General features: G+C 59.5%; 25 protein-coding genes. 16 read left to right on the top strand and 9 right to left on the bottom strand.

The genetic code is table 11. From position 1 onward, the window contains the following. Window positions 1-3 precede the first annotated feature (3 nt). From GSR16_RS17645 to moaA, 6 genes are all read right to left on the bottom strand, one after another. Complete coding sequence (locus GSR16_RS17645; protein WP_159879712.1) at window positions 4-546, bottom strand: hypoxanthine-guanine phosphoribosyltransferase; 543 nt, start codon at window positions 544-546, stop codon at window positions 4-6. A 66-nt stretch (window positions 547-612) separates the two neighbouring features. After that, the gene (gene galU / locus GSR16_RS17640; RefSeq protein WP_159879710.1) at window positions 613-1482 is read right to left on the bottom strand and encodes a UTP--glucose-1-phosphate uridylyltransferase GalU; all 870 of its coding nucleotides are present in this window, start codon (window positions 1480-1482) and stop codon (window positions 613-615) included. 81 nt (window positions 1483-1563) lie between these two features. Next, window positions 1564-3003 carry a tetratricopeptide repeat protein gene (locus GSR16_RS17635; RefSeq protein WP_159879708.1) on the bottom strand — a complete coding sequence of 480 codons (1440 nt, stop codon included), beginning with the start codon at window positions 3001-3003 and terminating at the stop codon, window positions 1564-1566. Between the two features lie 19 nt (window positions 3004-3022). Next, window positions 3023-5449, bottom strand: a complete 2427-nt coding sequence (ligA, locus tag GSR16_RS17630; protein WP_159879706.1) for an NAD-dependent DNA ligase LigA — start codon at window positions 5447-5449, stop codon at window positions 3023-3025. 55 nt (window positions 5450-5504) lie between these two features. Further along, on the bottom strand, window positions 5505-6692 hold the full coding sequence (locus tag GSR16_RS17625; RefSeq protein ID WP_159879703.1) for a cell division protein ZipA C-terminal FtsZ-binding domain-containing protein: 1188 nt from the start codon (window positions 6690-6692) through the stop codon (window positions 5505-5507). Window positions 6693-6789: 97 nt separating this feature from the next. Beyond that, window positions 6790-7764, bottom strand: coding sequence for a GTP 3',8-cyclase MoaA (moaA, locus tag GSR16_RS17620; RefSeq protein WP_159880889.1), 975 nt, complete (start codon window positions 7762-7764; stop codon window positions 6790-6792). Window positions 7765-8018: 254 nt separating this feature from the next. Between moaA and GSR16_RS17615 the strand changes: the two genes are divergently transcribed. Genes GSR16_RS17615 through GSR16_RS17600 form a run of 4 tightly spaced genes read left to right on the top strand, consistent with a single transcriptional unit; the run spans window position 8019 to window position 10189 of the window. After that, entirely contained in the window at window positions 8019-8486 is a 468-nt protein-coding gene (locus GSR16_RS17615) for a MarR family winged helix-turn-helix transcriptional regulator (RefSeq protein ID WP_159879701.1), read from the top strand. Then, window positions 8473-9018: a cytochrome b gene (locus GSR16_RS17610; protein ID WP_159879699.1), complete on the top strand. Its 546-nt coding sequence runs from the start codon at window positions 8473-8475 to the stop codon at window positions 9016-9018. Before GSR16_RS17615 ends, GSR16_RS17610 begins: the two co-directional genes overlap by 14 nt. A gap of 25 nt (window positions 9019-9043) precedes the next feature. Next, window positions 9044-9595, top strand: a complete 552-nt coding sequence (locus GSR16_RS17605) for a YceI family protein (protein WP_159879697.1) — start codon at window positions 9044-9046, stop codon at window positions 9593-9595. 21 nt (window positions 9596-9616) lie between these two features. Beyond that, window positions 9617-10189, top strand: coding sequence for a YceI family protein (locus tag GSR16_RS17600; protein ID WP_159879695.1), 573 nt, complete (start codon window positions 9617-9619; stop codon window positions 10187-10189). A gap of 82 nt (window positions 10190-10271) precedes the next feature. Here GSR16_RS17600 and GSR16_RS17595 read toward each other — a convergent pair whose 3' ends face one another. The 3 genes from GSR16_RS17595 to smc form a co-directional block, all read right to left on the bottom strand. After that, complete coding sequence (locus GSR16_RS17595) at window positions 10272-10973, bottom strand: energy transducer TonB (RefSeq protein ID WP_159879693.1); 702 nt, start codon at window positions 10971-10973, stop codon at window positions 10272-10274. A gap of 6 nt (window positions 10974-10979) precedes the next feature. Next, window positions 10980-12359, bottom strand: coding sequence for an MFS transporter (locus tag GSR16_RS17590; RefSeq protein ID WP_159879691.1), 1380 nt, complete (start codon window positions 12357-12359; stop codon window positions 10980-10982). 124 nt (window positions 12360-12483) lie between these two features. Further along, window positions 12484-15966 carry a chromosome segregation protein SMC gene (gene smc / locus GSR16_RS17585; protein ID WP_159879689.1) on the bottom strand — a complete coding sequence of 1161 codons (3483 nt, stop codon included), beginning with the start codon at window positions 15964-15966 and terminating at the stop codon, window positions 12484-12486. A gap of 143 nt (window positions 15967-16109) precedes the next feature. On the opposite strand from smc, the gene GSR16_RS17580 reads away from it, so the two are divergent. The 12 genes from GSR16_RS17580 (at window position 16110) to rffA (ending at window position 26048) form a co-directional block, all read left to right on the top strand. Beyond that, complete coding sequence (locus tag GSR16_RS17580) at window positions 16110-16670, top strand: YqgE/AlgH family protein (RefSeq protein WP_159879687.1); 561 nt, start codon at window positions 16110-16112, stop codon at window positions 16668-16670. Further along, the gene (gene ruvX, locus GSR16_RS17575; RefSeq protein ID WP_159879685.1) at window positions 16654-17091 is read left to right on the top strand and encodes a Holliday junction resolvase RuvX; all 438 of its coding nucleotides are present in this window, start codon (window positions 16654-16656) and stop codon (window positions 17089-17091) included. The genes GSR16_RS17580 and ruvX overlap by 17 nt, the downstream gene beginning before the upstream one ends. A 48-nt stretch (window positions 17092-17139) precedes the next feature. Continuing rightward, on the top strand, window positions 17140-17616 hold the full coding sequence (locus GSR16_RS17570; protein ID WP_159879683.1) for a DUF3592 domain-containing protein: 477 nt from the start codon (window positions 17140-17142) through the stop codon (window positions 17614-17616). Then, window positions 17609-18079, top strand: a complete 471-nt coding sequence (locus GSR16_RS17565) for a DUF3592 domain-containing protein (protein WP_159879681.1) — start codon at window positions 17609-17611, stop codon at window positions 18077-18079. Before GSR16_RS17570 ends, GSR16_RS17565 begins: the two co-directional genes overlap by 8 nt. Before the next feature lie 177 nt (window positions 18080-18256). Next, window positions 18257-18997, top strand: coding sequence for an S-methyl-5'-thioinosine phosphorylase (locus tag GSR16_RS17560; protein ID WP_159879679.1), 741 nt, complete (start codon window positions 18257-18259; stop codon window positions 18995-18997). 45 nt (window positions 18998-19042) lie between these two features. Beyond that, window positions 19043-20458 (top strand): class I adenylate-forming enzyme family protein, encoded by a 1416-nt coding sequence (locus GSR16_RS17555; protein ID WP_159879677.1) that lies wholly within the window; start codon window positions 19043-19045, stop codon window positions 20456-20458. Then, window positions 20455-21840 carry an aldehyde dehydrogenase family protein gene (locus GSR16_RS17550; protein ID WP_159879675.1) on the top strand — a complete coding sequence of 462 codons (1386 nt, stop codon included), beginning with the start codon at window positions 20455-20457 and terminating at the stop codon, window positions 21838-21840. Before GSR16_RS17555 ends, GSR16_RS17550 begins: the two co-directional genes overlap by 4 nt. A 93-nt stretch (window positions 21841-21933) precedes the next feature. Further along, the gene (locus tag GSR16_RS17545) at window positions 21934-23046 is read left to right on the top strand and encodes a radical SAM/SPASM domain-containing protein (protein WP_159879673.1); all 1113 of its coding nucleotides are present in this window, start codon (window positions 21934-21936) and stop codon (window positions 23044-23046) included. 8 nt (window positions 23047-23054) lie between these two features. After that, a complete protein-coding gene (locus GSR16_RS17540; protein WP_159879671.1) occupies window positions 23055-23543 on the top strand; it encodes an acyltransferase in 489 nt (162 codons plus the stop codon). Window positions 23544-23592: 49 nt separating this feature from the next. Next, window positions 23593-23820, top strand: coding sequence for a hypothetical protein (locus GSR16_RS17535; RefSeq protein ID WP_159879669.1), 228 nt, complete (start codon window positions 23593-23595; stop codon window positions 23818-23820). Between the two features lie 69 nt (window positions 23821-23889). Continuing rightward, window positions 23890-24903, top strand: a complete 1014-nt coding sequence (locus tag GSR16_RS17530) for a class I SAM-dependent methyltransferase (protein WP_159879668.1) — start codon at window positions 23890-23892, stop codon at window positions 24901-24903. Beyond that, a complete protein-coding gene (gene rffA / locus GSR16_RS17525; RefSeq protein WP_159879666.1) occupies window positions 24900-26048 on the top strand; it encodes a dTDP-4-amino-4,6-dideoxygalactose transaminase in 1149 nt (382 codons plus the stop codon). Before GSR16_RS17530 ends, rffA begins: the two co-directional genes overlap by 4 nt. The last annotated feature ends 3 nt before the right edge of the window (window positions 26049-26051 follow it).

Genomic DNA, 26051 nt, shown 5'->3' with positions numbered 1-26051 from the left:
GGCTTACTTCAGAGCGTGAATCGCCGGCAGATTGCGCCAGGCACCACGTACGTCCATGCCATAACCGAATACGTAACGGTCTGGTACGTCCAGGCCAACGAAGTCGGCAGCAATCGGCTTTTCCTTGGGGATCAGCTTGTTGGCAAACACGCCACTGTAGAATTCCTTGGCACCCATGCCCATTACCTTGTCGCGAATGGCTGCCATAGTGTGGCCTTCATCCAGGATGTCATCCAGAACCAGTACCACGCGGTCTTGTACATCTTCCTTCGGGGCTTGCTTCCATACCAGTTCGCCGCCGTGTGTCTTGTCGCCATAGCGGGAAACATGCACGTAGTCGAAGTCCAGCGGGAAGTTCAGGCGTGGCAGCAACTGGCCGGTAAACACCACGGCACCACCCATGACGGACAGTACCAGCGGATAGGTTTCACCCAGTTTTTCGGTGATTTCCACGGCCATGCGGTCGACGGCAGCGCTTACCTGTTCTGCAGTGAACAGAATGTCCGAGCTATTGATCAGTCCGCGAGCTTCGGCAATGTTGGGCATGTTGACTCCTCAGGAAAATGCAAACGCCGCTCCGTCGCTGGAGCGGCGTGATGGAAAATATCGGGTTCAGTCCTGCAATTGCTGCAGGTAGGCTGAAAATTCTTTGGCTACTTCGTGGTGCTTCAGGCCGTAGCTGACTGTTGCCTTCAGATAGCCCAGCTTGGAGCCGCAGTCGTAGCGCGTTCCTTTGAAGGGCAGGGCCAGGACGGCCTCTTCCTTGAGCAAGGCGGCAATGCCGTCGGTCAGCTGGATTTCGCCACCCGCACCCGGGGTGGTGTTCAGCAGCTTGTCAAAGATGCGCGGTGTCAGGATATAGCGGCCAACGACAGCCAGATTAGACGGAGCTACATCTGGGTGTGGTTTTTCCACGATGCTGACTACGCGTTGCTGGCCATGGGTATCGCTGCTGACTTCAACAATGCCGTAGGAGCCGGTTTCTTCCCGTGCCACTGTTTCCACCCCCAGAATGGAGCTGTGGGTCGTATCAAACAGGCTGACCATCTGCTCCATCGCACCCGGTTCACCATCAATCAGGTCATCGGCCAAAATCACGGCAAAGGGCTCATCTCCGACGACGGGGCGCGCACACAGTACCGCATGCCCCAGTCCCAGTGCTTCGGTCTGACGGATGTAGATGCAACTGACCGATGGCGGGATGATGCCGCGTACGGTATCCAGCAGCTTCTGCTTGTTCTTGTTTTCCAGCTCGGTTTCCAGCTCATAGGCCTTGTCGAAATGGTCTTCGATCGAGCGCTTGTTACGGCCGGTGATGAAAATCAGTTCGGTGATACCAGCTGCAATGGCTTCTTCCACCGCATACTGGATCAGTGGTTTGTCCACAACAGGCAGCATTTCTTTCGGGCTGGCCTTGGTGGCCGGCAAAAAACGGGTGCCAAGCCCGGCAACGGGGAATACTGCCTTGCTGATTTTTTTCATCGTCGTAAAAAGTCTTCAATTGAAAATATTTCTGACTGGCGCGCATTCTATCCTGACTTGCGTGCCGCTCCAAACAACAACTTAATCCCGTGGCAATTGCCGCAGCGTTTTTGCCACGCTGACGATCAAGGGCGACCAGTCGCCGGGCATGGCCTGTCGCCAGATGTGCATGCTGGCATACCAGGGGGAGCTTTCACCCTGTGCCATGAAAAAGGGGGCGCTTTCCGCACGCATCATCACCCATACCGGTTTGCCCAGGGCTCCAGCGAGATGCACGACCGAGGTATCGACGCTGATGATCAGATCCAGTTGATCAATAATGGCTGCGGTATCGGCAAAATCGCTGATATGCGGGGCAAATACCCTGTCTTGCAGTTCTGCAGGTAGTGTCCCGAGCTGCAACGAGACAAAATCCGCTTGCTGATTGTCCAGCAAGGGCAGGAAAGTTGCGAGCGGGATGGATTTGTTCTGGCGGCCATGGTCGGCGATGCCCACTCCCCAGCTACCAGTTTCCCAGACAATCCCCACCCGCAGACGGCCTGGTTGGCGTGCTGGCAATTGCTGATCCCAGCGGCTTGCCAGGCTGGCATCTGCATGCAGATAAGGCTGATCGGACAAGGTTTCCAGTGTGACATCCAGCCGCAGTGGCAATGACATCAATGGAATCTGCCAGTCGTGGGCTGGCGGTGCATCTTCCAGCGGCACCAAGCTAATGCCTTCCAGCTGCCCGAACAGGCGCAGGCAGGCCGTCTGGCAGGCCAGAGTAATGCGGGCGGCCGGGTGCTGCTGACGCAAAACGGGCAGGAAGCGTGCCATTTGCAAGGTATCGCCCAAGCCTTGTTCTGCCCATACCAGCAGATGCTGACGGCCCAGATCCTGGCCTTGCCAGGCGCGTTCGCGATAACGGGGCTGCATGATGGTGCGCCAGCGCTGTTCGTAAAGTGGCCATGCTTCCCGATAGCGGCCTTGCAGCAACAGGGCGACAGAAAGATTGAATGCCAGATAGGCATCGTCCGGCTGCAAGTCCAGCCCATGGCGATAGGCGCTGACGGCTTCGTCCAGCCGCAGTGCGCAAGTCAGGGCATTGCCCAGATTATTAAGTCGTCCGCCACTGTTACCCGCCAGTTGCAGGGCATTCTGGTGGCAGACCACGGCATCGTCATAGCGCAGCGCGTATTGCAGCACCACACCCAGATTGCTCCAGGCCTCGGCATGCTGCGGCTCTGTCTGCAACACCTCCAGCAACAGGTTTTCGGCTAGCGCCAGCTCTCCCAGCTCTTTCAACAACACAGCCAGATTGCATTTAATATTGCTGGAGGCGGGATTAAGTGCGGCGGCGGCCAGGTAGTCTTCCAGTGCCTGCGGGTATTGCTTCAGACGCATCTGGGCGGTACCCCGGTTGAACAATGCCTGCCAGTCTTGAGGATTGTGCTGCAGACATTCGCTGAAGGCGGCAATGGCCTGTTCTTGCTGATTGGCTGCGGTCAGGCGGTTGCCGCGTTCGAATGCAGTTTCGGTCATGGCTTTCCTTGCCTTTCTTTCAGCCTGCCGTTTGCTGCAACATGGCTTGCAGGGCCGCTTCGTCCAGAATGGCAATCCCCAACTCTTCTGCCTTGGCCAGCTTGCTCCCGGCTTCTGCACCGGCAAGGACGAAGTGGGTTTTTTTGGAGACGCTGCCGGAAACCTTGCCACCGGCGGCTTCGATCATGGCCTTGGCCTGATCACGCGACAGGGTGGGCAAGGTGCCGGTGAGGACGAAGGTTTTGCCATCAAACAGCGGGTGCGCACTTGCAGTTTCCTGCGGAAGGCTGGCCAGTATCTCTTCGCGCAGGCTGGCCAGCTGTTGTAAGGCGCTGCGCTGTGCCGGCTGATCCAGCCAGTCGGCCAGGGCGTTTACCACTTCGGCGGGTAGCTGCAGCAGCATCAGCTGGCGACGCTCCATGCGAGCAAGTTGCTCCAGGCCACTGATTTGTGTTGCCAGTTGCTGGCTGCGCACCTCGGTCAGGCGAGGAATATTCAGTCGTGCCAGCAATACGGCGGCATCAAGGCGTTCGGCCAGTTTGGCTGAAGGCGGGTGTTCATCCACCGGCTGGACGTGTTGCAGCAGGGCATCCAGAGCGGCTTCATTGTTTTCTTCGGCGAAAAAGTCGGCCAGTGACTGGGCAACCACGGCACCGATATCCGGCAGGGCGGCAAACAGGGCTGCCGGCGTATGGCGGATCAGCGCCAGCGAGCCCAGCCAGTCAGCCAGTGTCTTGGCGGTGGACTCGCCAACATGGCGAATACCCAGTGCAAATAGTAGGCGTGCCAGTGGCGGAGTACGGCTGGCGGCAATGCCTTCCAGCAGGTTCTCCGCCCACTTGCTGGCTATCTTGCCGGTCTTGACGGTTTCGGGTGTCACGCCATCGTCTTCGTCGGCGCGGCGTTTCATGTCCAGCAGATTATCCAGGGACAGGCAGTACAGGTCGGCCACGCTGCGTACGTAGCCATATTCCACCAGCTTGTCGATGTAGCGCTCGCCAAGCCCGTCGATGTCCATCATGCGGCGGCCGGCAAAGTGTTGAATAGCCTGGCTGCGCTGGGCGCGACAGGACAAACCGCCGGAACAGCGGGCAATGGCTTCGCCTTCTTCACGCACCACATGGCTGCCGCAAACCGGGCACTGCGTGGGCAGGCGATAGGCCGGGTATTGTGGCTCTTCGCCCTGGCTGAACAGGTCGCCTCCTGTAGCTGGCTGCATGGGGCGGCGCTCTAGTACCACGGATACCACTTCCGGAATCACATCGCCGGCGCGGCGCACGATGACGGTATCGCCGATACGCACATCCTTGCGACGGACTTCATCCTCATTATGCAAGGTGGCATTGGTTACGGTGACGCCGCCAACAAACACTGGCTGCAGGCGTGCCACCGGGGTGATGGCACCGGTACGTCCAACCTGTTCCTCAATGGCTTCAACCAGAGTCAGCGCTTCTTCGGCCGGAAACTTGTGGGCAATGGCCCAGCGCGGTGCGCGCGAGACAAAGCCCAGTTCGTCCTGCAGTGCTCGGTTGTTTACCTTGTAGACCACACCATCGATTTCAAACGGCAGCTCAGCCCGTTGTTGCAGTACGGTTTCATAATAGGCGGCCAGGCCGGCAGCACCTTCCACTACAGGGCGCAGTGCCGGTTCTACTACCGGGAAGCCCAGTCGTTGCAGCCATTCCATTTCCCCCGCATGTGTGGTTGGCCAGGCGGCGCCCTCAACTTGGGCGATGGCATAGGCGAAGAACGACAGGCGGCGCTGTGCGGTAATGCGTGAATCCAATTGGCGCAGACTGCCTGCCGCGGCATTGCGCGGGTTGGCGAAGCTTTTGTCGCCACGCGCCAGTTGCTCGGTATTGAGGCGCTCGAAGTCGCGCTTGAGCATCAGCACTTCGCCGCGTACTTCCAGCAGAGCAGGAGGATTTTCCAGCTCCAGGCTGAGGGGGATGGCGTGGATGGTACGGATATTTTCCGTCACGTTCTCGCCGGTAATGCCATCGCCACGGGTGGCGGCTTGCTCCAGCACTCCGTTGCGGTAGAGCAGGCTGATGGCGAGGCCATCGAACTTGGGCTCGGTGGCGTAGGCAATGGTGGTTTCGCCCAGCTCGCGGCGGATGCGTTCGTCAAACTGGATCAGCTCGGCGTGGCGCTGGCTGAACTCGGCCTGTTGCATGTCGGAGAAGGCATTGCCCAGCGACAGCATAGGTACGCTATGGGTAAGCTGGCTGAATTCCGGCAGCGGCTTGCCGCCTATTCGTAGTGTGGGTGAGTCCGGGGTTTTCAGTTCCGGGTTATGCTCTTCCAGTAGCTGCAATTCTCGGAATAGCCGGTCGTATTCGGCATCTGGCACGCTGGGGGCATCCAGCACGTAGTATTCATGTCCGTAGCGGCTCAGCAGCTGGCGCAGCCTGCTGGCATGGGAAGCAAGGTCGTTGGTGCTCATTGCATGATCTCAAACAGAAAAAGGCCGGCATATGCCGGCCTGTGTGCAGCGGGTGTCAGGCAAACAGCCTGAGTGCAGCAACACTGCCGGGTGCAATGCCCCGGTCGTCCATGCTGCTGTAAATATGAACCAGCTGGTCGCGGATACGCGACAGCCCTACATCTGACAGTACGCGGCGGTTGTCATCCACCAGTTGTGCGTCGAATTCCACTGCCAGTTGCTTGGCAAACAGTACTGCGCGATCGAAAACCTCTACCCCGCCTGCTACACGCGGAACATCAAACAGCAGGGTCAGGGCCGGGAAGGACTTGTCCAGCAAGGTGTGGAAGGTGAAGGGCATCTGGTCTGCGGCCATTAGCGAATACAAGGTGTTGCCGGAATCCGCCAGGTAATGGAAGGCACCATCCGGCTCCAGCTGCAGGCCACCGGCTTCCACGAAGCTGCGCAGCCGTGTGCCTTCCACCGCCTGGCGGGGAACCACATTGATGCCGATCAGCACGTCTACATCGGCACAAAACCGGTCCAGCTCGCGTGCGGCTACCAGCTTTTGCTGACGTTGCGGAAAGCTGACGGCGGCATCGTGTTCTTCGGCAAAGTGTGAAACCTGCTGGCAGAAGCCAGCCAGTTCCTGCTCGGTTACCGAGCCGCTGCGGTCCACCATCTGCATGCCGATGTTGATCTGCTTGTAGCGGGTGCCGGGCAGGGCTTCGGCCGGTTTCCACAGACCCTTTTCGGTACGGCCAATGATATGGGTGCGCTTGCCTACATTGAAGCGCGGCATGGCTGCCAGTTCGTGCGGTTCGTGGAACACCACCTCGGCAATGAAATCAAGCGAGGGGTCCAGCAGGGCGGCAACCAGCGCCTGGTGATCGGCGGATTCGAACTGGTTGTTGTCTTCGTCCTCGCGCGGCGACAGCGGCATGGGTTCGGGAATGGGGGCCGGGCGTTCAACCGGTGGCGGCATGATCAATGAGGTGTCTTCCGGAATTTCCGGTTCGAACGGCTCATCGTCATAGCCGGCAGGGACGTGGATGCTGTCTGCCAGCACCGGCTCCATCCGGTCGTGGCGCGCGCCATCCCGCACATTGTTTTTGGGTACGTTCAGCAGTACGTCGTCATGAGGGCGCGCGAAGGCCTGACTGGTTTTCTTGCGAAAACGCCACTCTTGAAAAACATTGAATCCGAACACCAGGGCGATCACTGCCACGCCCAATATCAGTACACCGATCTGCAATTCGCTCATTAGGCCGTCCGCGTTAAGGCGAATAATTTGCCAATAGTATAACGAAAGCGGGCTGTTGCAGGCTATTGCTGGCGCAAAGTCGCAGCATTTGAGCGCATTAGCCGCCAGTCATCGACATAATGCGGATGAGTTTGCCTGGCTTTTCGCGAAATTCGTGGCGTTCCGGCTTCAGTTCGATGGCCTGGCGTATGGCCATTTCCAGTTGCGTATCGCTAATGCCCGCCCGCAGCAGGGGGCGCAGTTCGAAACGTTCTTCCTGGCCCAGGCACATATACAGCGTGCCATCGACTGACAGACGTACGCGGTTGCAACTGGCACAAAAGTGCTGGGAGATCGGGGTGATCAGTCCCAGGGTGAAGCGGCCATCCACGCTGCGCCAGTAACGTGCCGGGCCACCGCCCAGTTCACTGTGCTGTGGCAACAGACCAAAACGCTGGCGCAATTGTTCCAGCACCGGCTGCAAATCCAGAAAACTGGTGTTGCGACCACTCTCACCCATGGGCATGGCTTCGATCAGGCGCAGGATGAAGCCGCTTTCAATACAGAAAGCCACCATGGTTTCGATATCGGCTTCATTGATGTCCTTCATCGCCACCATATTGATCTTGATCGGCGAGAGGCCGGCATCCCGCGCGGCCTGCAGGCCGGCCATCACCTGAGGCAGGCTGTCACGGCCGGTAATGCTGTTCACGCATTCGCGGCGCAGCGAATCCAGGCTGACATTCACCCGTTTTACGCCTGCGGCTTGCAGTGCAATTGCGTGCCGTGCCAGCTGGGTGGCGTTGGTGCTGAGTGAAAGGTCCTCAAGGCCGGGCAGGGTCGAGAGCCTGGCCGCCAGCTGGGGCAGGTTGCGACGCAGCAGGGGTTCACCGCCGGTCAGTCTGACCCTGCGTGTACCCAGCCGGGCAAAGGCGGCAACCACCCGTTCGATTTCATCGAAAGTCAGCCAGTTTTCCGGCTCTTCGAAGTCCTTGAAACCCTTGGGAATGCAGTAGCTGCAGCGCAAGTCGCAACGGTCCGTTACTGACAGGCGGAGGTAGTCGATGCTGCGGCCGAAGCGATCCTGCAGGATATTCATGTCAAGCAACCGGAATGAGAAGACACCAGGGTCTTGCTTTGGTGGGGGAGGTTCTGTTCAGAATAGCGCCAATTACTGCTTCCTGACAGATAGCGGGAATTATTTTCGTTTGCCTTGGTCAACTGCGGTTTGCCCTGTGTCATGGCAGACTTGTGTGTTTTTTGTCAGCAGATACGAGAACTGTTCTCGTATGGCTTGCAATATTGTTCTAATGCGAACTATAATTGTTCGAACAAAAGGTTGGCGCAATGAGTCATGCAAAAAAGGAGCCGTCTCTGTCGGTCATTCGCGAGTTAGCCCGGACATTCCAGGCCTTTGAGCAATTGTCCGCTTTTCATATCCGGCAGATGGATCTCACCCCGCCGCAATTTGACGTGGTGGCGACACTGGGCAATACCCCAGGCATGAGCTGCAAGGAGTTGTCGGAGAAAACGCTGATCACCAAGGGCACACTGACCGGGGTGATTGATCGCCTGATCGAAAAGGGCATTGTCAGCCGCTGTGCGCAGGAACAAGACCGCCGCAGCGTGATGGTGGCATTGACGCCACAAGGCGATGCCCTGTTTCAGCAGGTTTTTCCGGAACATCTGGCCTATATGAAAACGGCGTTCGATTTGCTGGAGCCGTCAGACATGGATGTGCTTTGCCAGCAACTGGAGCGTTTGCGTGCAGCCTTTAACCAGGTTTTGGAGCAGAAGAAACATGAAATCGAATGAACGTTATGCCGTCCCTGCCATCGTACTGCACTGGCTGGTGGCTGCCCTGATCATCGCTACCTTCATCTGGGGGTTGGTGGTTGCCGGCATGCCGCTGTCACCGGCCAAGTTCAAATATATTGCCTGGCATAAGTGGGCAGGCATCACCGTGCTGGCACTGGTGGCAGTTCGCCTGCTGGTGCGTGTGCTGAAACGTCCGCCGGAATTGCCGGCGCACATGAATGGCGTTGAGCGGGTGCTGGCGCACGGTGGCCACCTGGCCTTGTATCTGCTGATGTTTGCCGTGCCGCTGACTGGCTGGCTGATGAGCTCGGCCTATGGTTTCCCGGTGGTGTTGTTCAAACTGGTGCAACTGCCGGATCTGATCGCCCAGGACGAACAGCTGGCCGCCACGCTGAAAAGCGTGCATGAAACCCTGAACTGGATCATGGCGGCCTGTGTTGTGGGGCATGTGCTTGCCGCTATCAAGCACCATGTCATTGACAAGGACGGCATGCTGTATCGCATGAGTCTGCGTGGCCCGCGTCAATAAACCGATATCTCAAGTGAGAACAAGCATGAAACAACTGAAACTGATTCCGGTAGCGCTGCTGCTGGCAGCCCCCCTGTTGCAGGCCGCTCCGCTGGACGCAGGCAAGAGCCAGATCAACTTCACCATGAAGCAGCTGAATGTGCCGGTGACTGGCAGCTTCAAAAAATTCAGCGGCAATGTGGTGCTTGACCTGAAAAAACCGGAAGCCGGCAAGGCTGATATCAGCATTGATACCGCCAGCATCAGCCTGCCCACCGCCGAAGCCGTGGGCGAGGCGAAAAAGGCCGACTGGTTCAATGTGGCCAAATTCCCCACTGCGCGTTTTGTCAGCAGCAGCATCAAGAATCTGGGCGGCGGCAAGCTGCAGGTTGCCGGCAAGCTGAGCATCAAGGGAAATACCCGTGATGTGAGCGCAGCGTTTACGGCTCGTCAGGAAGGTACGCTGACCGTGGTGGAAGGCGTGCTGCCGGTATCGCGACTGGCTTACAAGATTGGTGAGGGTGACTGGGCCGATACCGGCACGGTGGCCGACGAAGTGCAAATCAAGTTCAAAGTGGCCATCCCGGCCGGCAAATAAACACTCTGGAGAGTTGAAGTCATGATGAAGAAAGCCCTGTTCGCCGTTGCGTTTTCCGCCTTTGCTGGTGCTGCCCTGGCTGCTCCGGTTAGCTACAGCGTGGATCCGACCCACACCGTAGCCCAGTACGATGTACGCCACCTTGGCTTCTCGGTACAGTCCGGTTCCTTTACCAAGGCGGCAGGTACCGTGGTGCTTGATACCGAAGCCAAGAAGGGTTCTGTCGATATCACCATCGACACCAATTCGCTGCAGACTTTCCTGGCTGCACGCGATACCCACTTGAAGAGCAAGGATTTCTTCAATGTGGCTCAGTTCCCCACCATCACCTTCAAGTCTACCGACCTGAAGTTTGCCGGTGACAAGCTGACCGCCGTAAATGGCAACCTGACCATCCTGGGCGTGACCAAGCCGGTTACCCTGACCGTGACCAACTTCGGTGGCGGCAAGAACCCGATGAGTGGCCAGGAAACCTACGGTGCCAATGCTGAAACCACCATCAAGCGTAGCGACTTTGGCATGAAGACCTTCCTGCCGGCCATTGCTGACGACGTGACCCTGAAAGTGGCCATCGAAGCCGTCAAGGCACAGTAAGCTGTTATCAGCCAGTCAAATGAAAAAGCCCGCATCCTGCGGGCTTTTTCTATGATGACTCCCCATGTGTCGTGTTCACATATCAGGGTGACAGCACGAAGCTGACTGGCACCAGCAGGGTGGATTCGATGGCAACACCATCTTGCCGGGCCGGCAGAAAGCGCCATTCTGCTACTGCCAGACGGGCCGCCTCGTCCAGGCGGCGGCTGTGGCTGCTACTGACGATTTCCACCTGCAGCGCCTTGCCCTGGGTACTGACGCGGACCTTGAGCTGCACGCGCCCCTGCTCACCCAGCTCGCGTGAGCGCTCGGGATATGGTGCCTGCGGATTGTGCAGGTAAGCACTGTGATAGATGGCTGGTTGATTGTCGCTGCTGCCCATGCCGGTCGGTGAGCTGTTGGTGCTGTTGCCGCTTGTCGCGGTGACCGTGTCTGCCCGTACGGTGGCTGCACCTGCTCCCAGGCTGGGCGATGGTGTGTCGTGTGACTGCACTGCCGGATTTGGCAGCGATCGAGACAGCATTGTCTGCCGCAATGGCTTGATAACGGTTTTTGCGGTCGGCATGCCCGCCCTGGCGGGAATAATCACTGGCGGATGCGTATTTGATTGGTTGGCGGGCAGCAATCGTAAATGCAGTGAGGGCAGCGGCAATGTCGGCTGCTTTGCCAGCAGCATATTGATTAATATCGCCAGCAGGGCCACGTGTACCAGCCCGGACAGTAACAGCGCAATGGATAGGGGCTGGCTGGAAGATGGCAAGGTGTCAGTCAGGTGCAATTTCATGAGTCATCAGCAGCGCATGCTGGCTGTGGGACGGGCATATTGCCACCATGCTACTGCCATGGAGACCAGATAAAAAGCCAGAAACAACATGAAGGCCGGGACAAAGCTGGAAAACCACTCCAGCGCGCTGCCAAATGCCTTGGGAATGAAAAAACCGCCCAGGGTGGCAGATACCGAACTGATGCTCATCGCGGCCACGCCGCGGCGGCCGCCTCGTGTGTAGGCATCGGCCACGCTTTCGCCGCTGAGCTTGGCCTGTCGTCCGGCTTCGATCAGGAATACCTTGGGGGAGAGCTGGTAGGACGAGCCATTGCCCACGCCTGCTGCAAAGAAAATCAGCTGAAAGGCAATCAGGAACAGACTGAAGCTGCCGCCGTCGTTATCACCGGGCAGGCTGGCCAGAATGCCCAGTGTGCCGATGGCCATCAGCAGATTGCACACCAGGGTGGTGATGCCGCCGCCAATGCGGTCGCCACACCAGCCGCCAATCGGGCGGGCCAGGGCGCAGATCATCGGACCCATGAACAGATAAGGTGTGGCATCTACCAGCGGAAACAGTGCATGGGCCAGCAGCGGAAATGCTGCGGAAAAGCCGATGAAGGTGCCGTAGCTGCTGAGGTAGAGCAGGCAGATATACCAGGTGTGCCGTTCCTTCATCATCAGCCACTGGTCGCGCAGGGTCAGACGCATCTTGGGCAGGTCGTGCGCATACAGCAGGCAGAAGGTGGCAATCAGCAGAATGGGCAGAATCCAGATATAGCCAGCGTTTTGCAGCCAGACGGGATGTACCTGGGCACCACGCCCCCAGATTTGCGGCTCGCCGGCCAGGCTGCCAAACAGCGGAGCGGCAATGGCCAGCGGTACCACGATCTGCACCACCGAAACTCCCAGATTGCCCAGGCCCGCATTCAGGCCCATGGCAAAGCCCTTGGCCGATTTGGGAAAGAAAAAGCTGGTGTTGGATAAGTGTGACGACGACGCGGCGCCGCCAATACCGCAGCAGGCGGCCACCAGCAACAGCAAGGGGAAAGGCGCGCTGATGTCCTGTACCAGCCAGCCGACGCCTAGCGCCGGAATCAGCAGGAACAGGGTGGAAATGCCCAGCCAGGTGCCGCCGCCCACCCAGCTCCAGATGCAGGCGTAAAACAGCCGCATGATGGCCCCCACCAGCGGTGGAATGGACACCAGCAAAAACTGCTGCTGGCCGGTCATGGCAAAGCCGACGGCCGGCAGATTGCTGACGACAATGCTCCACATCATCCACACATTGAAGTTCAGATGTAGTGCCAGGGTGGAAAGCAGCAGGTTGCGGTTGGCAATCCTGCGTCCGCGGGTCAGCCAGAAAATGATGTTTTCCGGCTCCCAGCGCTTGATGCTGACGGTCATGCCAGAGGCCCCAAGGAAGAAAAATCGCAGCCTGTCTGGCTGCAAGTCGCGCAGTATGAGCGCCACTAGCAGAGGATAGATTGCGATGTATCAACTGGGCTACGCAGAAACTTGCGTAGATGCGTCATGCAATTTCGCGCATCTTCAGGGCTTCCACGATATCCACCGCCACGATGCGGCTGACCCCCTGTTCCTGCATGGTCACCCCCACCAGTTGCTCGGCCATTTCCATGGTGAGGCGGTTGTGCGAAATATAGAGGAACTGGGTGCGTTCTGACATCTGTTTCACCAGATCGCAGAAGCGGCTGGTGTTGGCATCGTCCAGCGGCGCATCCACCTCGTCCAGCAGGCAGAACGGTGCCGGGTTGAGCGAGAACAGCGAGAACACCAGGCTCATGGCGGTCAGGGCTTTTTCACCGCCGGACAGCAGATGGATGGTGCTGTTTTTCTTGCCCGGCGGCTGGGCGATGATTTGTACTCCGGCGTCCAGCAAATCTTCACCGGTCAGCACCAGCTCGGCGCGCCCGCCGCCAAACAGGGTGGGGAAGAATTCGCGCATCTTGGTATTGACTGCTTCGTAGGTGCTTTGCAGCATCTGGCGGGTTTCACCGTCGATTTTCTGGATGGCTTCTTCCAGCGTGGCCATGGCCTGATTCAGGTCTTCGGCCTGACTGCCCAGGTATTCTCCACGCTTGCGGGCTTCTTCCAGTTCTTCCAGTGCTGCCAGATTGACGGCACCCAGCCCTTCCAGCGCCCGGGCCAGCCGGGCGATTTCCGCTGCCAGCGCATTGGGCTTGATGGCGTCGGTAAGATCGGCCAGCAGTGCGCTTTCATCGGCCTGGGCTTCTTTCAGCTCTTCGGCAAAGCGCTCCATCGCCAGCCTGGCTTCCTGATGCTTGAGCAGCCAGTCGGAGCGTCCTTCGCGCAGCGCCGGCAGGGCAGAATTGATGTCGTGCTGGCGTTGGGTAAGCTGGCGTAGCTGCTCGGTTAGGCCATTTAGCTGGTCGCGGGTGGCGGCCAGTGCCGCTTCATGTTGCTCGCGCAGTTCGATAGCCAGTTGCATGGCTTCTTCCGGCACGGTTTCATCAACTGTTTCGGCTTCTTCGGCCAGGGTTTCCAGCCGTTCGGCCAATTGCTGGTCACGCTCTTCCAGTTCTCTGGCGCGGCGTGCCAGTTCGGCGGTTTTCTGTTCGGCGGTGTGTAGCTCCAGGCGGATTTCATGCAGCTGGCGCTCGGCATCGCGCGTTTTGTTGCGCGCCAGTTGCAGCCCGGTTTCGGCGTTCAGCCGATCCAGCCTTACCTCTTCCAGCTGTACCGCCAGCTCTTCCAGCGTCATGGCAGATTCTTCGCCTAACAGCTCGCTTTCCTCTATTTCCAGCTGGGCGTGTTGCTGTTCCTGTTGCATACGCTGGCGCTCGGCCTCGATGAAGCTCAGGCGGGCGGCACCCTGGCGCGCGGCTTGGTCTAGCTTGACGTGCTCCAGCGTAACGGCATTGAGTTCTGCTTCCAGCCGGGTGAGCGCGCCTTTTTGTGCGCGTACGGCTTCGGCCAGCATGCCATTCATGCTTTGCAGCGATTCGCGGCGCTGTTGCAGGCGGTCTATCTCCGGCTGCAGCAGTTGCTGGCGTGCCTGGGCTGCGTCTAGTTGCTGCTTGCGCTCCATCACGCCGCTGCCGCTGGCTGCACTGTAGAAGCACACGCTGCTGGCGCTGACCCGATGGCCTTGCGGGGTGAGCAGGCATTGTCCGGCCTGCAGTTGGCCACGGCGGCGGATGGCCTGGGCCAGGTCTTCCGCCAGGTAGACGCCGTCCAGCCAGTCGGCCAGGGCGGCATCGAACGGGGCGCTGGCGCTGAGCTGGTCGAGCAGGCGTGGCCAGTCCTGTGTCGGCGCGGCGGCTGGCGGGCGCTGGCCATCCACCAGGGTTAGCGCGGCAGGGGGAGGCTGAACGCCCTGTGCGGCACGGGCGCTCAGCCGCTCGCCCAGCACGGCTTCCAGCGCGGTCTGCCACTGCGGCGCAACTTGTACCGCCTGCCATAGCTGCGGGGTATCTGCCAGTCCTTGCTGATGCAGCCAGTCGCCCAGCTTCTCGCCGGCAGCTTCGCGTGCCAGCACTGCCGTCAGCGCGGCGACTTCGGCTTCGGCGCGCGCAAGTTCGGCGCGCTGGCTGGCCAGTTGTTCGTCCAGTTTTTCCCGTTCCGAGGCCAGGTCGGCCAGCTTGGCTTCATCGGCCACCACGCGGGCGCGCACGGCCTCCAGTGCGGAGCGGGCGCGTTCTACTTCGGCCTGGGCGGCGGCTTGCTGGGCGTGATCCGGCAGGTTCAGTTCGGTCAGTTCTCTGTGCAGGGCTTGCTGGCGGCTGGCCAGTTGTTCCAGTGCGCGGCGCTGGTGTTCCACCTTTTGCCGGGCCAGGTCGCGTTCGCGGGTAAGGTTGGCCTGCTGGGCCAGTAGTTGTGCTTGTTGCTGATCCTTGGCGCGGAATCCGGCTTCGGCTGCGGGAAGCAGGTCGGCACCGTCCTCCAGTGCCATCTGCGCTTCTTCCAGCCGCATTTGCGCTTCTTCGCGCCGGGGAAGCCAGTCGTCCAGCTCCATGCCAGCCTGGTGGCGGTTTTCTGCCAGTTGCTGGCGTTCATTGCGGGTGGTGGCCAGTTCGCGTTCGATACGTACATGGTTTTGCTGGCGGTGGCGTTGCTGTTCTTCCAGTCGTGCCAGTGCGGCATTGGCTTCGAACAGGCGCTGCTGCGCTTCGTGCACCGCGTCGCTGGCGGCATAATGGCTTTCGCGCACCGTTTCCAGTTCGGTATCCAGATGGGTGAGCGCCGCTTCCATGGATGCTTCTTCGGTTTCAATGCGCGATAGCTCGGCGCGGGCATGGGCTTCGTTGCGGCTGGCTTCTTCGCGCCGGGCCAGCGCCAGCAGGTTCTGCTTGTGGGTGAGGGTGCCGCGCAGGTCGTGGTACTGGGCGGCTACTTCGGCTTGCTCGCTCAGGCGCTCTACCTGGCGTTCCAGTTCCTGGCGCAGGTCTTCGATGCGCTCCAGGTTGGCGCGGGTGTCGGCAATGCGGTGTTCGGTTTCGCGGCGGCGTTCCTTGTACTTGGACACCCCGGCGGCTTCTTCCAGATAGGCGCGCAGTTCTTCCGGCCGCGCTTCGATGATGCGCGAAATCATGCCTTGTTCGATCACCGCGTAGCCGCGCGCACCGACGCCGGTGCCGAGGAACAGGTCGGTAATGTCGCGGCGGCGCACTTGCTGGTTGTTGATGTAGTAGCTGGATTCGCCTTGCCGGGTCAGCACGCGTTTGATGGCCACCTCGGCATATTGGCCCCACGGCCCGGTGAGCTGGCCATCTGCATTATCGAATACCAGCTCTACCGAGGCGCGGCTGACCGGTTTGCGGGTGGAGGAGCCGTTGAAAATCACGTCCTGCATCGACTCGCCGCGCAGTTGCTTGGCGCTGGATTCGCCCAGCACCCAGCGCACCGCGTCAATCACATTGGATTTGCCACAGCCATTGGGGCCGATTACCGCCACCAACTGGCCGGGGACCGGAATGCTGGTGGGGTCGACAAAGGACTTGAAGCCGGACAGTTTGACGTGGGTGAGGCGCAAGGTGTTCTCGCAAGGTAAAGTAAAGCAACGGCGGCATTTTATCAGGGTGGCGGATTTTGTTTGCTTTTGCTGCAGGACAAGCAGGGTGAGACAGTGCCGGGCTGCAAGAACTTTTGTCAGATTTGTTGTGCCATAATGCCCATATGGAACCGTTATCGCTTACCGATCACTTTCTGATTGCCATGCCCAATATGGCAGACCCCCTGTTTGCGCGCGCGCTGGTCTACCTGTGCGAGCATGGCGATCACGGGGCCATGGGCCTGATTGTCAACAAGCCTTCCGGCATCGCCATGGCGCAGCTGTTCGACCAGATCGACCTGCCGCTGGATATCGATCCCTTGCGTGGCGAGTCAGTGTTTTTTGGTGGACCAGTCCAGCCGGACCGGGGCTTTGTGCTGCATGCGCCCGCCGGGCATTGGCAGTCCAGCCTGGTGGTGAAGGACGACATGGCCCTCACCACCTCCAAGGATGTGCTGATTGCCGTTTCTGAAGGTCGGGGTCCTGTGCGCATGCTGATTACCCTGGGCTATGCAGGTTGGTCGGCAGGACAGCTGGAGCAGGAAATCAGCGACAACGGCTGGCTTACCGTCAAGGCCGATCCGGCCATTCTGTTTGATCTGCCGGCAGAGTCCCGCTACGACGCCGCCATGGCCTTGCTGGGTTTTGACCCATCCTTGCTGTCCGGAGATGTCGGTCATGCCTGAGGGAACGGTACTGGCTTTTGATTTTGGCGAGCGGCGCATTGGCGTGGCCATGGGTGAAACCATGCTGGGCATCGCCCATCCGCTGCTGACCATCGATACCGAAATCACCGATGCCCGCTTTGCCGCCATCGGCAAGCTGATTGAAGAGTGGTGTCCGGCCCAGTTGGTAGTAGGTCTGCCCATGCACCAGGACGATACCGAACATCAGATGACCCAGCTGGCGCGGCGCTTTGCCAATCGGCTGAAAGGGCGCTTTGGCCTGCCGGTGTGGCTGGTGGATGAGCGCCTGACCTCGGTGATTGCCGAATCCATGCTGGCCGAGGCCGGTGTGCGTGGCCGCAAGCAAAAGCCGGCGCTGGATCAGGTAGCCGCCCAGGCCATTCTTGCCACCTGGTTCGAGAGCCACGGCATTGCCGTCTAGATTCCTTCCACTATGCATCTTTCTCCCCGTTGGCAAACTTCTGTCCTGATGCTGGCTTTCTTGCTCAGCCTGTCCGGGCTGGTCAGCCTGATGCTGGATCCGGCTCACAGTGCCCGTCACTGGCAGGCTGCGCCGGGTCATGTGGAGTCCAGTCGCATTCTGGTCATCAGTCCGGAAAACCACCCGGACCAGATACGCTGGGAGCCTTATGTGCAGTACTTGTACACCGTTAATGGCGAGGTATATCACGCAGATCAGCTGTATGCCCTTGCCACGGCTTTGCCTGGCGATCACAGCAGTGCCGAAGATATCACCCGCCGTTTTCCGGCAGGCAAAGCCGTGGTGGTGTACTTCAATCCGCAGGAGCCGGGCCGTGCGGTGCTGATCCGCGAAGGGGACAGCAGCATCGGCAGCGGTCAGTTCATCCTGGGAGCGCTCAGTACCTTGTTTGGCTGGGCATTGCTGGACCGGCTATTGCAGCGCTGGCGTCATGGACGTCGCCACCGGGTGGCCGCGCATGGTTGAAAAACTACTGCAGTGTCTGATGCTGCTGGCCGGGCTGGTGGCGTTTGCCTACCTGTGGTGGCTAGGGGCCAAGGGTGACGCTTCATCCGGCTGGCCCAGTGCGGTGGGCAGTGTGCAGGAAAGCCGGCTGGAACAACGGCAGGTGAATGCCGGCGGAGACCGCGATAATACCTGGGAGTATTTCCCGCACATCCGTTACCAGTATCAGGTGCAGGGCCGGGATTACCAATCCGCCAACCGCCGCTTTCCCAATCCGGGCTACAGCCGCAGCCAGCAGGAGGTAGCCGACATCCTGGCGCGCTATCCGGCAGGCGCGCAGGTGCGGGTGTATTACAACCCGGCCAATCCGGCCGAAGCCTGTCTGGAAACCGGTCAGCACTGGACCGCCTGGGTCGGCAAGGCAATTGCCTTGCTGATTGTCATGGTTGCCGGCTGGCTGCTGTGGCGGGGCTCTGATCAGTGAACTGACTGCCGGTCTGCTTCAGCCTTATCCCTTGGTCGGCCGGATTGCCTTGCCGCTGGAAATATCCGTCAGCCGGATAAAGCAATTTATCCCCTCGTCCGATTCAGCCATAATGCGAGTAAAACCAAGCTGCATGGCGTTTGCATCGCTGCCGTGCCATTACAAGGGGGACCGACTATGTTGGCCATTATCGGGGGCAGCGGTCTAGCCAAGCTGCCCGTTCTGGAAGTGACCCACCGTCAGGTGGTGAGAACGCCTTATGGCGACCCATCCTGCGCATTAACATTCGGCCATATCGGCCAGCAGAACGTGGTGTTCATCGCCCGTCACGGCCACGGCCACTCACTGGCACCGCACGAAATCAACTACCGCGCCAATATCTGGGCGCTGCACAACCAGGGCGTGAAGGGCATCCTGTCCATTGGCTCGGTTGGCGGCATCCGTGCCGACATGGGGCCGGGAACGCTGGTGGTGCCGGACAACATCATCGATTACAGCTGGGGCCGCAAGCACACTTTCTTTGATGGCCCGGAGCGGCCGGTGGTACATGTCGACTTCAGCAACCCCTATGACGACTGCCTGCGCAGCAAGGTGATAGAGGCGGTCAGCGCCACCGGCAAGCCCGCAGTGAACCAGGGCATTTATGCCTGCACCCAGGGTCCCAGGTTGGAGACGGCAGCGGAAATTCTCAGGCTGGAGCGTGATGGTGCCGATATTGTCGGCATGACCGGCATGCCGGAAGCCTGCCTGGCCCGCGAGATAAACCTGCCTTACGCCCACCTGTGCCTGGTAGTGAACTGGGCGGCAGGCAAGGGCGGAACGGCTACTGTCGATTTCGACCCGGCCACGGCGGAGGCGGGGATGAATGATGTCACCGCGGTATTGCTGGCCTTGCTGTCTGCCAGCCCCTCTGTGTGATCATGCCCCGGTTTCGCTGCCTGTACCTATTTTCCGGAGAGCCTCATGTCCTCGGTACGCTATGATTTTTTTGACGCCATCTTTGCCCCGCGTTGTGATCAGCCGCTGATCCTTTATGGTGATGAATCCATCAGCTACGGCAAGTTTTTCGACCGGTCACTGCGTCTGCTCAATCATCTGGTGCAGCAGGGGGCGCGCCATGGCGATCGCATCGTCATCGGCCTGGAAAACCGCCCGGAATATCTGGAGCTGATGCTGGCACTGGCACTGGGCGGCATGACGGCCTGCCCGGTTGATCCGGAAATCAGTGTCGAGCAGCTGAACAAGACCCGTCAGGTGGTGAAGGCCGCCCTGAGCATCACCTCTTACGATCAACTGGCCTATGCGCTGGATAACAGCGTGCCGGACTGCGTGGCACAGGGGGGGCTGGATGTACCTTTCCTGGTGGTGTTTTCGTCGGGTACCACCGGCGCACCCAAGGGCATTGTCCAGTCCCTGGGTAATTTCTTCAGCGCGGCAGCCGCTTTTGCCGGTGCGGTGGGCCAGCAGCCAGGCCAGCTTACCTTGCACAACTGGCCGATGTTCTACAACGCAGGCTTGTTCAACCTGTTTGCCTGCCCCTTGGTGACCGGTGGACGTATTGCGGTCTGCCCACGTTTTTCGGCTCGAGCAATCGGTGGTTTCTGGGAGGATATGGCCCGTTACCAGCCGGATTATCTGTATCTGTCACCCACCATGGCGGCGTCGCTGAGCAAGACCTACAAATTCTTCAAGGCCGACTTGGCACCGCTCAGGCAGGCCAGCGTGATTTCCACCAGCTCCATTTTGTACCCGGCCATCAAGGATGAGTTCATGCAGGTAATGGGCGTTGGCATCCGCCCCTGCTTTGGTATTACCGAGCTGGGTGGTTCCTTCACCATAGGTGGCAAGGAGACGGCTGCCTTTTCCGTGGGCCAGGTGATGTCCGGCGTACAAGTAAGTATCGACGCCGCAGCCGATGGCGAACTGCTGGTGCTATCGCCCTATATGGCGCTGGGATATCTGGGGGCCGAGGGGCATATCGACTTGTTTGATCGCAACACGCCGTTCCGGACTGGCGATCTTGGGCAGCTGGAGCAGGACGAACTGTTTGTCTCTGGCCGGCGTAAGGATTCCATCAAGAAGGGCGGGGAATTGATCAGCCTGTCGGAAATCGAGGACATGGTACATGCCACTGGGCTGTGTGAAGAGTGCTATGCGGTGGGCAAGCCTGATCTGTTCTGGGGTGAAACCTACGACGTGTTTTTCATTCTGCAGGCCGGTGGCAATGCCGAGGCAGTGCGTGATGCCTTGATCCGCCTGTTCAATAGCAACTTGCCGCAAGTACAGCGGCCAGATCAGGTGCATGCGGTGGACAGCATTCCACGCACAGCCTCCGGCAAGCCGATCAAGCGGCTGATCAGCTATCAGGCGGTGCAATGACAGCGCATGTTCTGACCACGTTTGACCCGTGCAGTGGCCAAGCCGTGGCCCACTACCCCTGTGCCGATGCCGCACAGCTTGACGAGGTCTGCCAGCGCGCACGGCAGGCTTTCTTCCAACACTGGCGCAGCCTGCCTGCAGCCTGCCGCAGCCAGGCTCTAAACAGCGTGGCACAGCATTTGCGGGCCAATCTTGCCGTCTATGCGGCAGCGGAGGCCGCAGATACCGGCAAATCACTTGCCGGGGCCAAGGGTGAAGTGGAGGGCGCTGCTGCACTATGGGAATATGCGGCGGCGCTGGCACGGGTGGAGCATACCGAGACGCTTGGCAGCTCCATGGACACCGGCCTGGCGCTGACCTTGCGCGAGCCTATGGGCGTGGTCGGGTTGATCGTGCCCTGGAATTACCCCCTGATCACCACCGCAGAGCGCATGCCATTTGCCTTGGCTGCGGGTTGCTGCGTGGTGCTCAAACCCAGCGAACTGGCGGTGGGATCGCTGGCCATGCTGGTGGCGCATTTGCAGCAAAATCCTTTGTTCCCGGCGGATGTGGTGCAGCTGCTGTATGGCGTTGGCAGTGAGGTGGGGCGTGGGCTGACCACGCATCCGGCAGTGGACATGATTGCCTTTGTCGGCTCCACCGCCAGCGGTCGGGCCATTGAGTCGGCGGCCGTGGCCTGTGGCAAGCGGGTGAGTGCCGAACTGGGTGGAAACAACCAGGTACTGGTGTATCCGGATGCAGATCTGGCCGCTGCAGCCGATGGCGTGATTGCCGGCGCATTGCGCAATGGTGGCCAGGCATGCATTGCCGGCACCCATGTGCTGGTTGATCCCGCCGTGGCAGATGCCTTTGTTGCCGAGCTGCAGCTGGCCTTGCAGCGCCGTCATCCTGATAGCGCAATGGATGAAAAACCGTATGGTTTGCAGCCCATGATCACCTCTGGACACAAGCAGCGCATCCAGTCGCTGCTGCAGGCCGGGCTGGCAGAGGGCGGCAGCTTGCTGCCCGGTTCACGGTTGGATGGCCCCGGGCAATATCTGGGCCCGGTGCTGATTGACCATGTTGCTGCAGCGTCGGCATTGCGTCGGCAGGAGATTTTTGGCCCGGTGATCACCATCTGTCGCGTGGCTGCCAGTCAATTTAATGCCATTGTTGCCGATAACCAGTATGGGCTGGCCGTTTATGTATGGACGGCAGCAAGCAAAACATCGTTACAGGTGGTGCGGCAGTTGCGCGCCGGGCGGATATGGGTCAACGCCAACCCGGAGTTCTGGCTGCCCGAGCTGCCGGTTGGCGGCTTTGCCGATTCCGGGGTTGGGCGCGAGGGGGGCGTGCGTGCGCTGGACACTTACTCCCTGCCCAAGTCAGCCATCATTTACTGAACAAACGTGGCTCGTGCGCCGCACGGGAAACACGCCCCGGGACTGCCGGCCGTTGCGGCAACATGGTGCCCGGGTCTATCGAGGAGTGAATTCATGGGTCAGATTTCGCGCCCGCTGTCGCTGGTTGAAAAGCTGAAGCAGGAATCCGTACAGGAGTTCATCAACAAATTCCTGTGGAACAAGAGCAATAGCGCACCTTTTGTGGTGGAGCTTGATCCCACCACTGCCTGTAATCTGGCTTGCCATGATTGCATCAGTGCCAACTTGCTCAATCAGGGTGGTATCGACAACGAGCGCCTGATGAGGCTGGCCGAGGAGTTTGCCCAGCATGGCGTCCGTGCCGTGGTGCTGATTGGCGGCGGCGAGCCAATGGCGCATCCAAAGTTTGGCGCGCTGGTCGAGTCGCTCTACCAGGCTGGCATCAAGGTGGGGGTAACCACCAATGGAACCCTGATGCCGCGCTATATGGACCAGTGCATCAACATGACCAGCTGGCTGCGGGTGTCGGTGGATGCCGGTAGCGAGGAAGTATTTGCCGAGTTCCGTCCTCATGCCAGCGGCAAGTCGCAGTTCAATCTTGTCATCGACAATATGCGCCAGATGGCTGCCAGCAAGAAGGGTTTGCTGGGTTATTCCTTCCTGCTGCTGTCCAAGTTCAATCCCGATGGCAGCCTGCACCGCACCAATGCAGTGGATATCGAAAAGGCAGCACAGCTGGCCAAGGATATCGGTTGTGACTATTTCGAGGTCAAACCTGCCTTTGACATGATGCACTTCCTGCAGCAGCAGGATCTGTCGGTGGTGGATCTGGTTAACCGTAACCTCAAGGCCATCCACGAACTGGCCGACGACAATTTCAAGATCATTGCACCGTTTACGCTGGAAGAAGCCTTGCGCGGCGTGGGTACCCAGGTGAAGTCCTACAACCGTTGTCTCACCGCGGAACTACGCACGGTGATTACGCCTAGCGGTGCTTATGTCTGCCCCTATCATCGCGGCAACCTCAACATGCGCATTGGCGATATCGCCAAGGTTTCGCTGGAGGAACTATGGCAAGGCGACCGGCGCAAGACTGTGATGAACCGGGTTGATCCGGCCCGGCACTGTACCTTCCACTGCATCCGCCACGAGTCCAATCTGCTGCTGGAACGCATGGCGGCAGGAGAGGTGGTGGATACCGTGTCCGATTTCGACCTGTTCATCTAAGCGTGCCCATGGAACTGCTTAGTCGGGAAGAGCTGCTGGCCATCGGCTTTCATACGGTGGGCGAGGGGGTGCGGGTATCACGCCGCGCCGTGTTCTATGTCATTGACGGCAGCATTGGCGATGGTGCGCGTATTGACGACTTTGCCATTCTCACTGGCCGGGTGGAGATTGGTCCGCATACCCATATCTCGCCCTTCTGTTTCCTGGGCGGAACTGGCGGGCGCATCGTGCTGAAAGAGGGCGTTGGCTTTTCCACCCATGTCAGTGTGTTTACCAAGAGCGACGATTACCAGCAGCAGGCGGATGGCCCGCGCAACAAGGTAGAGGGGGATGTGCTGATTGGCGCACATACCATTTTCGGTGCCCAATGCGTCATCCTGCCCGGCGCCGATGTGGGGCCAAACTGCTCCATCGGGGTGGGCTGCGTGATCAAGGACAAGGTGGCTGCTGGTGGCCGCTATGTCAGCATGGGCATACGCTCGGTACAGCTGCCCTGAGCGGCACGGCAGGGAGTATTGCCACTGTCGCTAACAATAAGGAAAGAAAATGGAAGAAATCCGCAGCTGGATCGCAGATTACCTGCGTGAAGAGGGCAAAACCGAGCTGCTGGCCGATCGCCCCCTGTTTGAACAGATCGACTCCTTCAGCGTGGTGGGCTTTCTGATGGCGGTGGAGGAGCGTTTTCACTGCTTTGACGAACTCACCGCGCAGACCCTGAGCGGGCTGACCGTAGAACAAATGGCCAGCGTGCTGGCCCAGCACCGCCGTGCATGAAGCCGTCGTGGCATGAGCATGGCCACTGGCCGGCCCATGTGCGGATAGCTGGATTTGTGGAGCATTTCTGTGGATAAGAACAGTTTCGACGCCGCATTGCGCCCCGGAGTGCGTGCCGCGCTTGCCCCATCCAATTCGGCATTGCGCCGGGCGGAGGATGAGACATTTCGCCGCTTGCTGGATGAGGACGGCCAGTTTTTGCCTGGAGCCAGCTTTGCACGGGATTGTCCCTACTGTCATACTGCGTCGGCAACAGCCAGCCTGGTGTTGCAGGCATATGGCATGCACTTGATGCGTTGTGCCGATTGCGGGCTGGTCTACAGCCGTGAAGTGATCAACCGTGCTTTCGAACAACAGCGCTACCAGGCCAGCCAGGCGGCGGATGCCAATATGGCGCTCAAGATCGACCCGCACTATGCGGCGCTGGAGCAGGACAAGGCGCGCTATGTGATGGCCAGGCTGGGCAGCCTGGCTGGAACCGGCAGCGTGCTGGACATCGGTTCGTCCACCGGTGCCTTGCTGCAGGCGGCCGAAGCCGCCGGCTGGACGGCCCGTGGTGTGGAAATCAATCCGGCAGCGGTTGCCCACTGCCGCCAGCAGCAGCTGCAGGCCGTGTGTGGCGAGTATCCATGTGCGCTATCCGCAGACTGGGGGCCTTTCGATGCGGTACTGATGCTGGATGTGTTGGAACATCTGCCGGATCCGCTGGCATTTCTGGCCCGGGTGTCTGCGGACATGCAGCCAGGTGGCTGGCTGGTGATCCAGGTACCCAACTTCCGCAGCCTGCTGCTTACGATAGAAGGTGGGCGCAATAATAATATCTGTCATGGGCACTGGAGCTATTTCGAAGAGCAGACTTTGCCTGGGCTAATGCGCAAGGCAGGTTTTGAAATGCGCTTTTTCGAGACTTACATCAGCGAGCTGGACCGCATCCTTGCCTATCCAGACGAGGTGATTGCTACTGCATGGCAGCAATTGACGGGGCAGGTGCTGGAACAACCCCGGCAGTTGACCGTGGAGCATGTGCACCAGGCCATGCTGGGTTACAAACTATTCGGAATTTTCCAGAAAGTGGCGGCATGAGCCTTCCGCGCATCCCGTTTGGCAAACCGTTCATCGTCGGCAAAGAGCTGTTCTATATCGCACAAGCGGTCATGAGCAGTTCAATTGCCGGAGATGGTGTCTACAGTCGCAAGTGCCAGCACTGGCTGGAAGAACATCTGGGAACCCCCAAGGCCCTGCTCACCCACTCCTGCACCGCTGCGCTGGAAATGGCGGCCATTCTGGCTGATATCGGCCCGGGTGATGAGGTGATCATGCCGTCCTTCACCTTTGTTTCCACCGCCAATGCCTTTGTCTTGCGTGGCGGCGTGCCGGTTTTCATCGATATCCGCCCCGATACGCTGAATCTGGATGAAACGCTGGTGGAAGCAGCCATCACACCACGCACCAAGGCCGTTGTTGCCGTGCATTACGCCGGTCAGCCCTGTGCGATGGAAGCGCTCAAGGACATCTGTCAGCGGCATGGACTGTTGTTGATCGAAGATGCTGCCCAGGCCATTCTGGCGCAATCCGACGGTCGATCACTGGGGACGATTGGCGATCTTGGCTGTCTGAGCTTTCACGAAACCAAGAACATCATTTGCGGTGAAGGCGGTGCCTTGCTGATCAACAATCCGGCGCTGATGGCGCGGGCGGAGGTGATCTGGCAGAAAGGTACCAACCGCAAGGCCTTTTTCCGGGGCGAAGTGGACAAGTACACCTGGGTGGATATCGGTTCGTCCTTTCTGCCCGGCGAGCTGAGTGCTGCCTTCCTGTATGCCCAGCTAGAACAAGCCAAACGCATCAATGCCCACCGCCGCACCCTGTATGGCAAATACCTGAGCCTGCTGGAACCGCTGGCGGCACAAGGTTTGTTCCGTCTGCCACTGTCACCGGGAAACCGCCCGGAAAACGGGCATATTTTCTATCTCTTGTGCCGCCGTGCCGAGGAGAGAAGTGCGTTGATCGCCCATCTGCAACAGCAGAATATCTCGGCAGTATTCCATTATGTTCCCTTGCATGACTCGCCGGCGGGGCAGCGCTTTGCCCGTACCAGCGGCAGTCTGGCCGTCACGGAAGACCTAGCTGGCCGACTGCTGCGGCTGCCCTTGTATTCCGAAATGACAATGGAACAGGTCCGCCGGGTTTGTCTGGCGGTACAGGCTTTCTATCAGACGCTCTGTTAAGTG

This window comes from Aquitalea denitrificans (assembly GCF_009856625.1).
GTDB classification, from domain to species: domain Bacteria; phylum Pseudomonadota; class Gammaproteobacteria; order Burkholderiales; family Chromobacteriaceae; genus Aquitalea; species Aquitalea denitrificans.
The sequence above is the reverse complement of the archived record's forward strand: the minus strand, read 5'-3'. Positions and strand labels throughout refer to the sequence as shown.

What these genes read in the sequence shown, in the direction of transcription:
- GSR16_RS17645 (WP_159879712.1), bottom strand. Translation starts at nt 546, where the DNA reads ATGCCCAACATTGCCGAAGCTCGCGGACTGATCAATAGCTCGGACATT.
- galU (WP_159879710.1), bottom strand. Translation starts at nt 1,482, where the DNA reads ATGAAAAAAATCAGCAAGGCAGTATTCCCCGTTGCCGGGCTTGGCACC.
- GSR16_RS17635 (WP_159879708.1), bottom strand. Translation starts at nt 3,003, where the DNA reads ATGACCGAAACTGCATTCGAACGCGGCAACCGCCTGACCGCAGCCAAT.
- ligA (WP_159879706.1), bottom strand. Translation starts at nt 5,449, where the DNA reads ATGAGCACCAACGACCTTGCTTCCCATGCCAGCAGGCTGCGCCAGCTG.
- GSR16_RS17625 (WP_159879703.1), bottom strand. Translation starts at nt 6,692, where the DNA reads ATGAGCGAATTGCAGATCGGTGTACTGATATTGGGCGTGGCAGTGATC.
- GSR16_RS17615 (WP_159879701.1), top strand. Translation starts at nt 8,019, where the DNA reads ATGAGTCATGCAAAAAAGGAGCCGTCTCTGTCGGTCATTCGCGAGTTA.
- GSR16_RS17610 (WP_159879699.1), top strand. Translation starts at nt 8,473, where the DNA reads ATGAAATCGAATGAACGTTATGCCGTCCCTGCCATCGTACTGCACTGG.
- GSR16_RS17605 (WP_159879697.1), top strand. Translation starts at nt 9,044, where the DNA reads ATGAAACAACTGAAACTGATTCCGGTAGCGCTGCTGCTGGCAGCCCCC.
- GSR16_RS17600 (WP_159879695.1), top strand. Translation starts at nt 9,617, where the DNA reads ATGATGAAGAAAGCCCTGTTCGCCGTTGCGTTTTCCGCCTTTGCTGGT.
- GSR16_RS17595 (WP_159879693.1), bottom strand. Translation starts at nt 10,973, where the DNA reads ATGAAATTGCACCTGACTGACACCTTGCCATCTTCCAGCCAGCCCCTA.
- GSR16_RS17590 (WP_159879691.1), bottom strand. Translation starts at nt 12,359, where the DNA reads ATGACCGTCAGCATCAAGCGCTGGGAGCCGGAAAACATCATTTTCTGG.
- GSR16_RS17580 (WP_159879687.1), top strand. Translation starts at nt 16,110, where the DNA reads ATGGAACCGTTATCGCTTACCGATCACTTTCTGATTGCCATGCCCAAT.
- ruvX (WP_159879685.1), top strand. Translation starts at nt 16,654, where the DNA reads ATGTCGGTCATGCCTGAGGGAACGGTACTGGCTTTTGATTTTGGCGAG.
- GSR16_RS17570 (WP_159879683.1), top strand. Translation starts at nt 17,140, where the DNA reads ATGCTGGCTTTCTTGCTCAGCCTGTCCGGGCTGGTCAGCCTGATGCTG.
- GSR16_RS17565 (WP_159879681.1), top strand. Translation starts at nt 17,609, where the DNA reads ATGGTTGAAAAACTACTGCAGTGTCTGATGCTGCTGGCCGGGCTGGTG.
- GSR16_RS17560 (WP_159879679.1), top strand. Translation starts at nt 18,257, where the DNA reads ATGTTGGCCATTATCGGGGGCAGCGGTCTAGCCAAGCTGCCCGTTCTG.
- GSR16_RS17555 (WP_159879677.1), top strand. Translation starts at nt 19,043, where the DNA reads ATGTCCTCGGTACGCTATGATTTTTTTGACGCCATCTTTGCCCCGCGT.
- GSR16_RS17550 (WP_159879675.1), top strand. Translation starts at nt 20,455, where the DNA reads ATGACAGCGCATGTTCTGACCACGTTTGACCCGTGCAGTGGCCAAGCC.
- GSR16_RS17545 (WP_159879673.1), top strand. Translation starts at nt 21,934, where the DNA reads ATGGGTCAGATTTCGCGCCCGCTGTCGCTGGTTGAAAAGCTGAAGCAG.
- GSR16_RS17540 (WP_159879671.1), top strand. Translation starts at nt 23,055, where the DNA reads ATGGAACTGCTTAGTCGGGAAGAGCTGCTGGCCATCGGCTTTCATACG.
- GSR16_RS17535 (WP_159879669.1), top strand. Translation starts at nt 23,593, where the DNA reads ATGGAAGAAATCCGCAGCTGGATCGCAGATTACCTGCGTGAAGAGGGC.
- rffA (WP_159879666.1), top strand. Translation starts at nt 24,900, where the DNA reads ATGAGCCTTCCGCGCATCCCGTTTGGCAAACCGTTCATCGTCGGCAAA.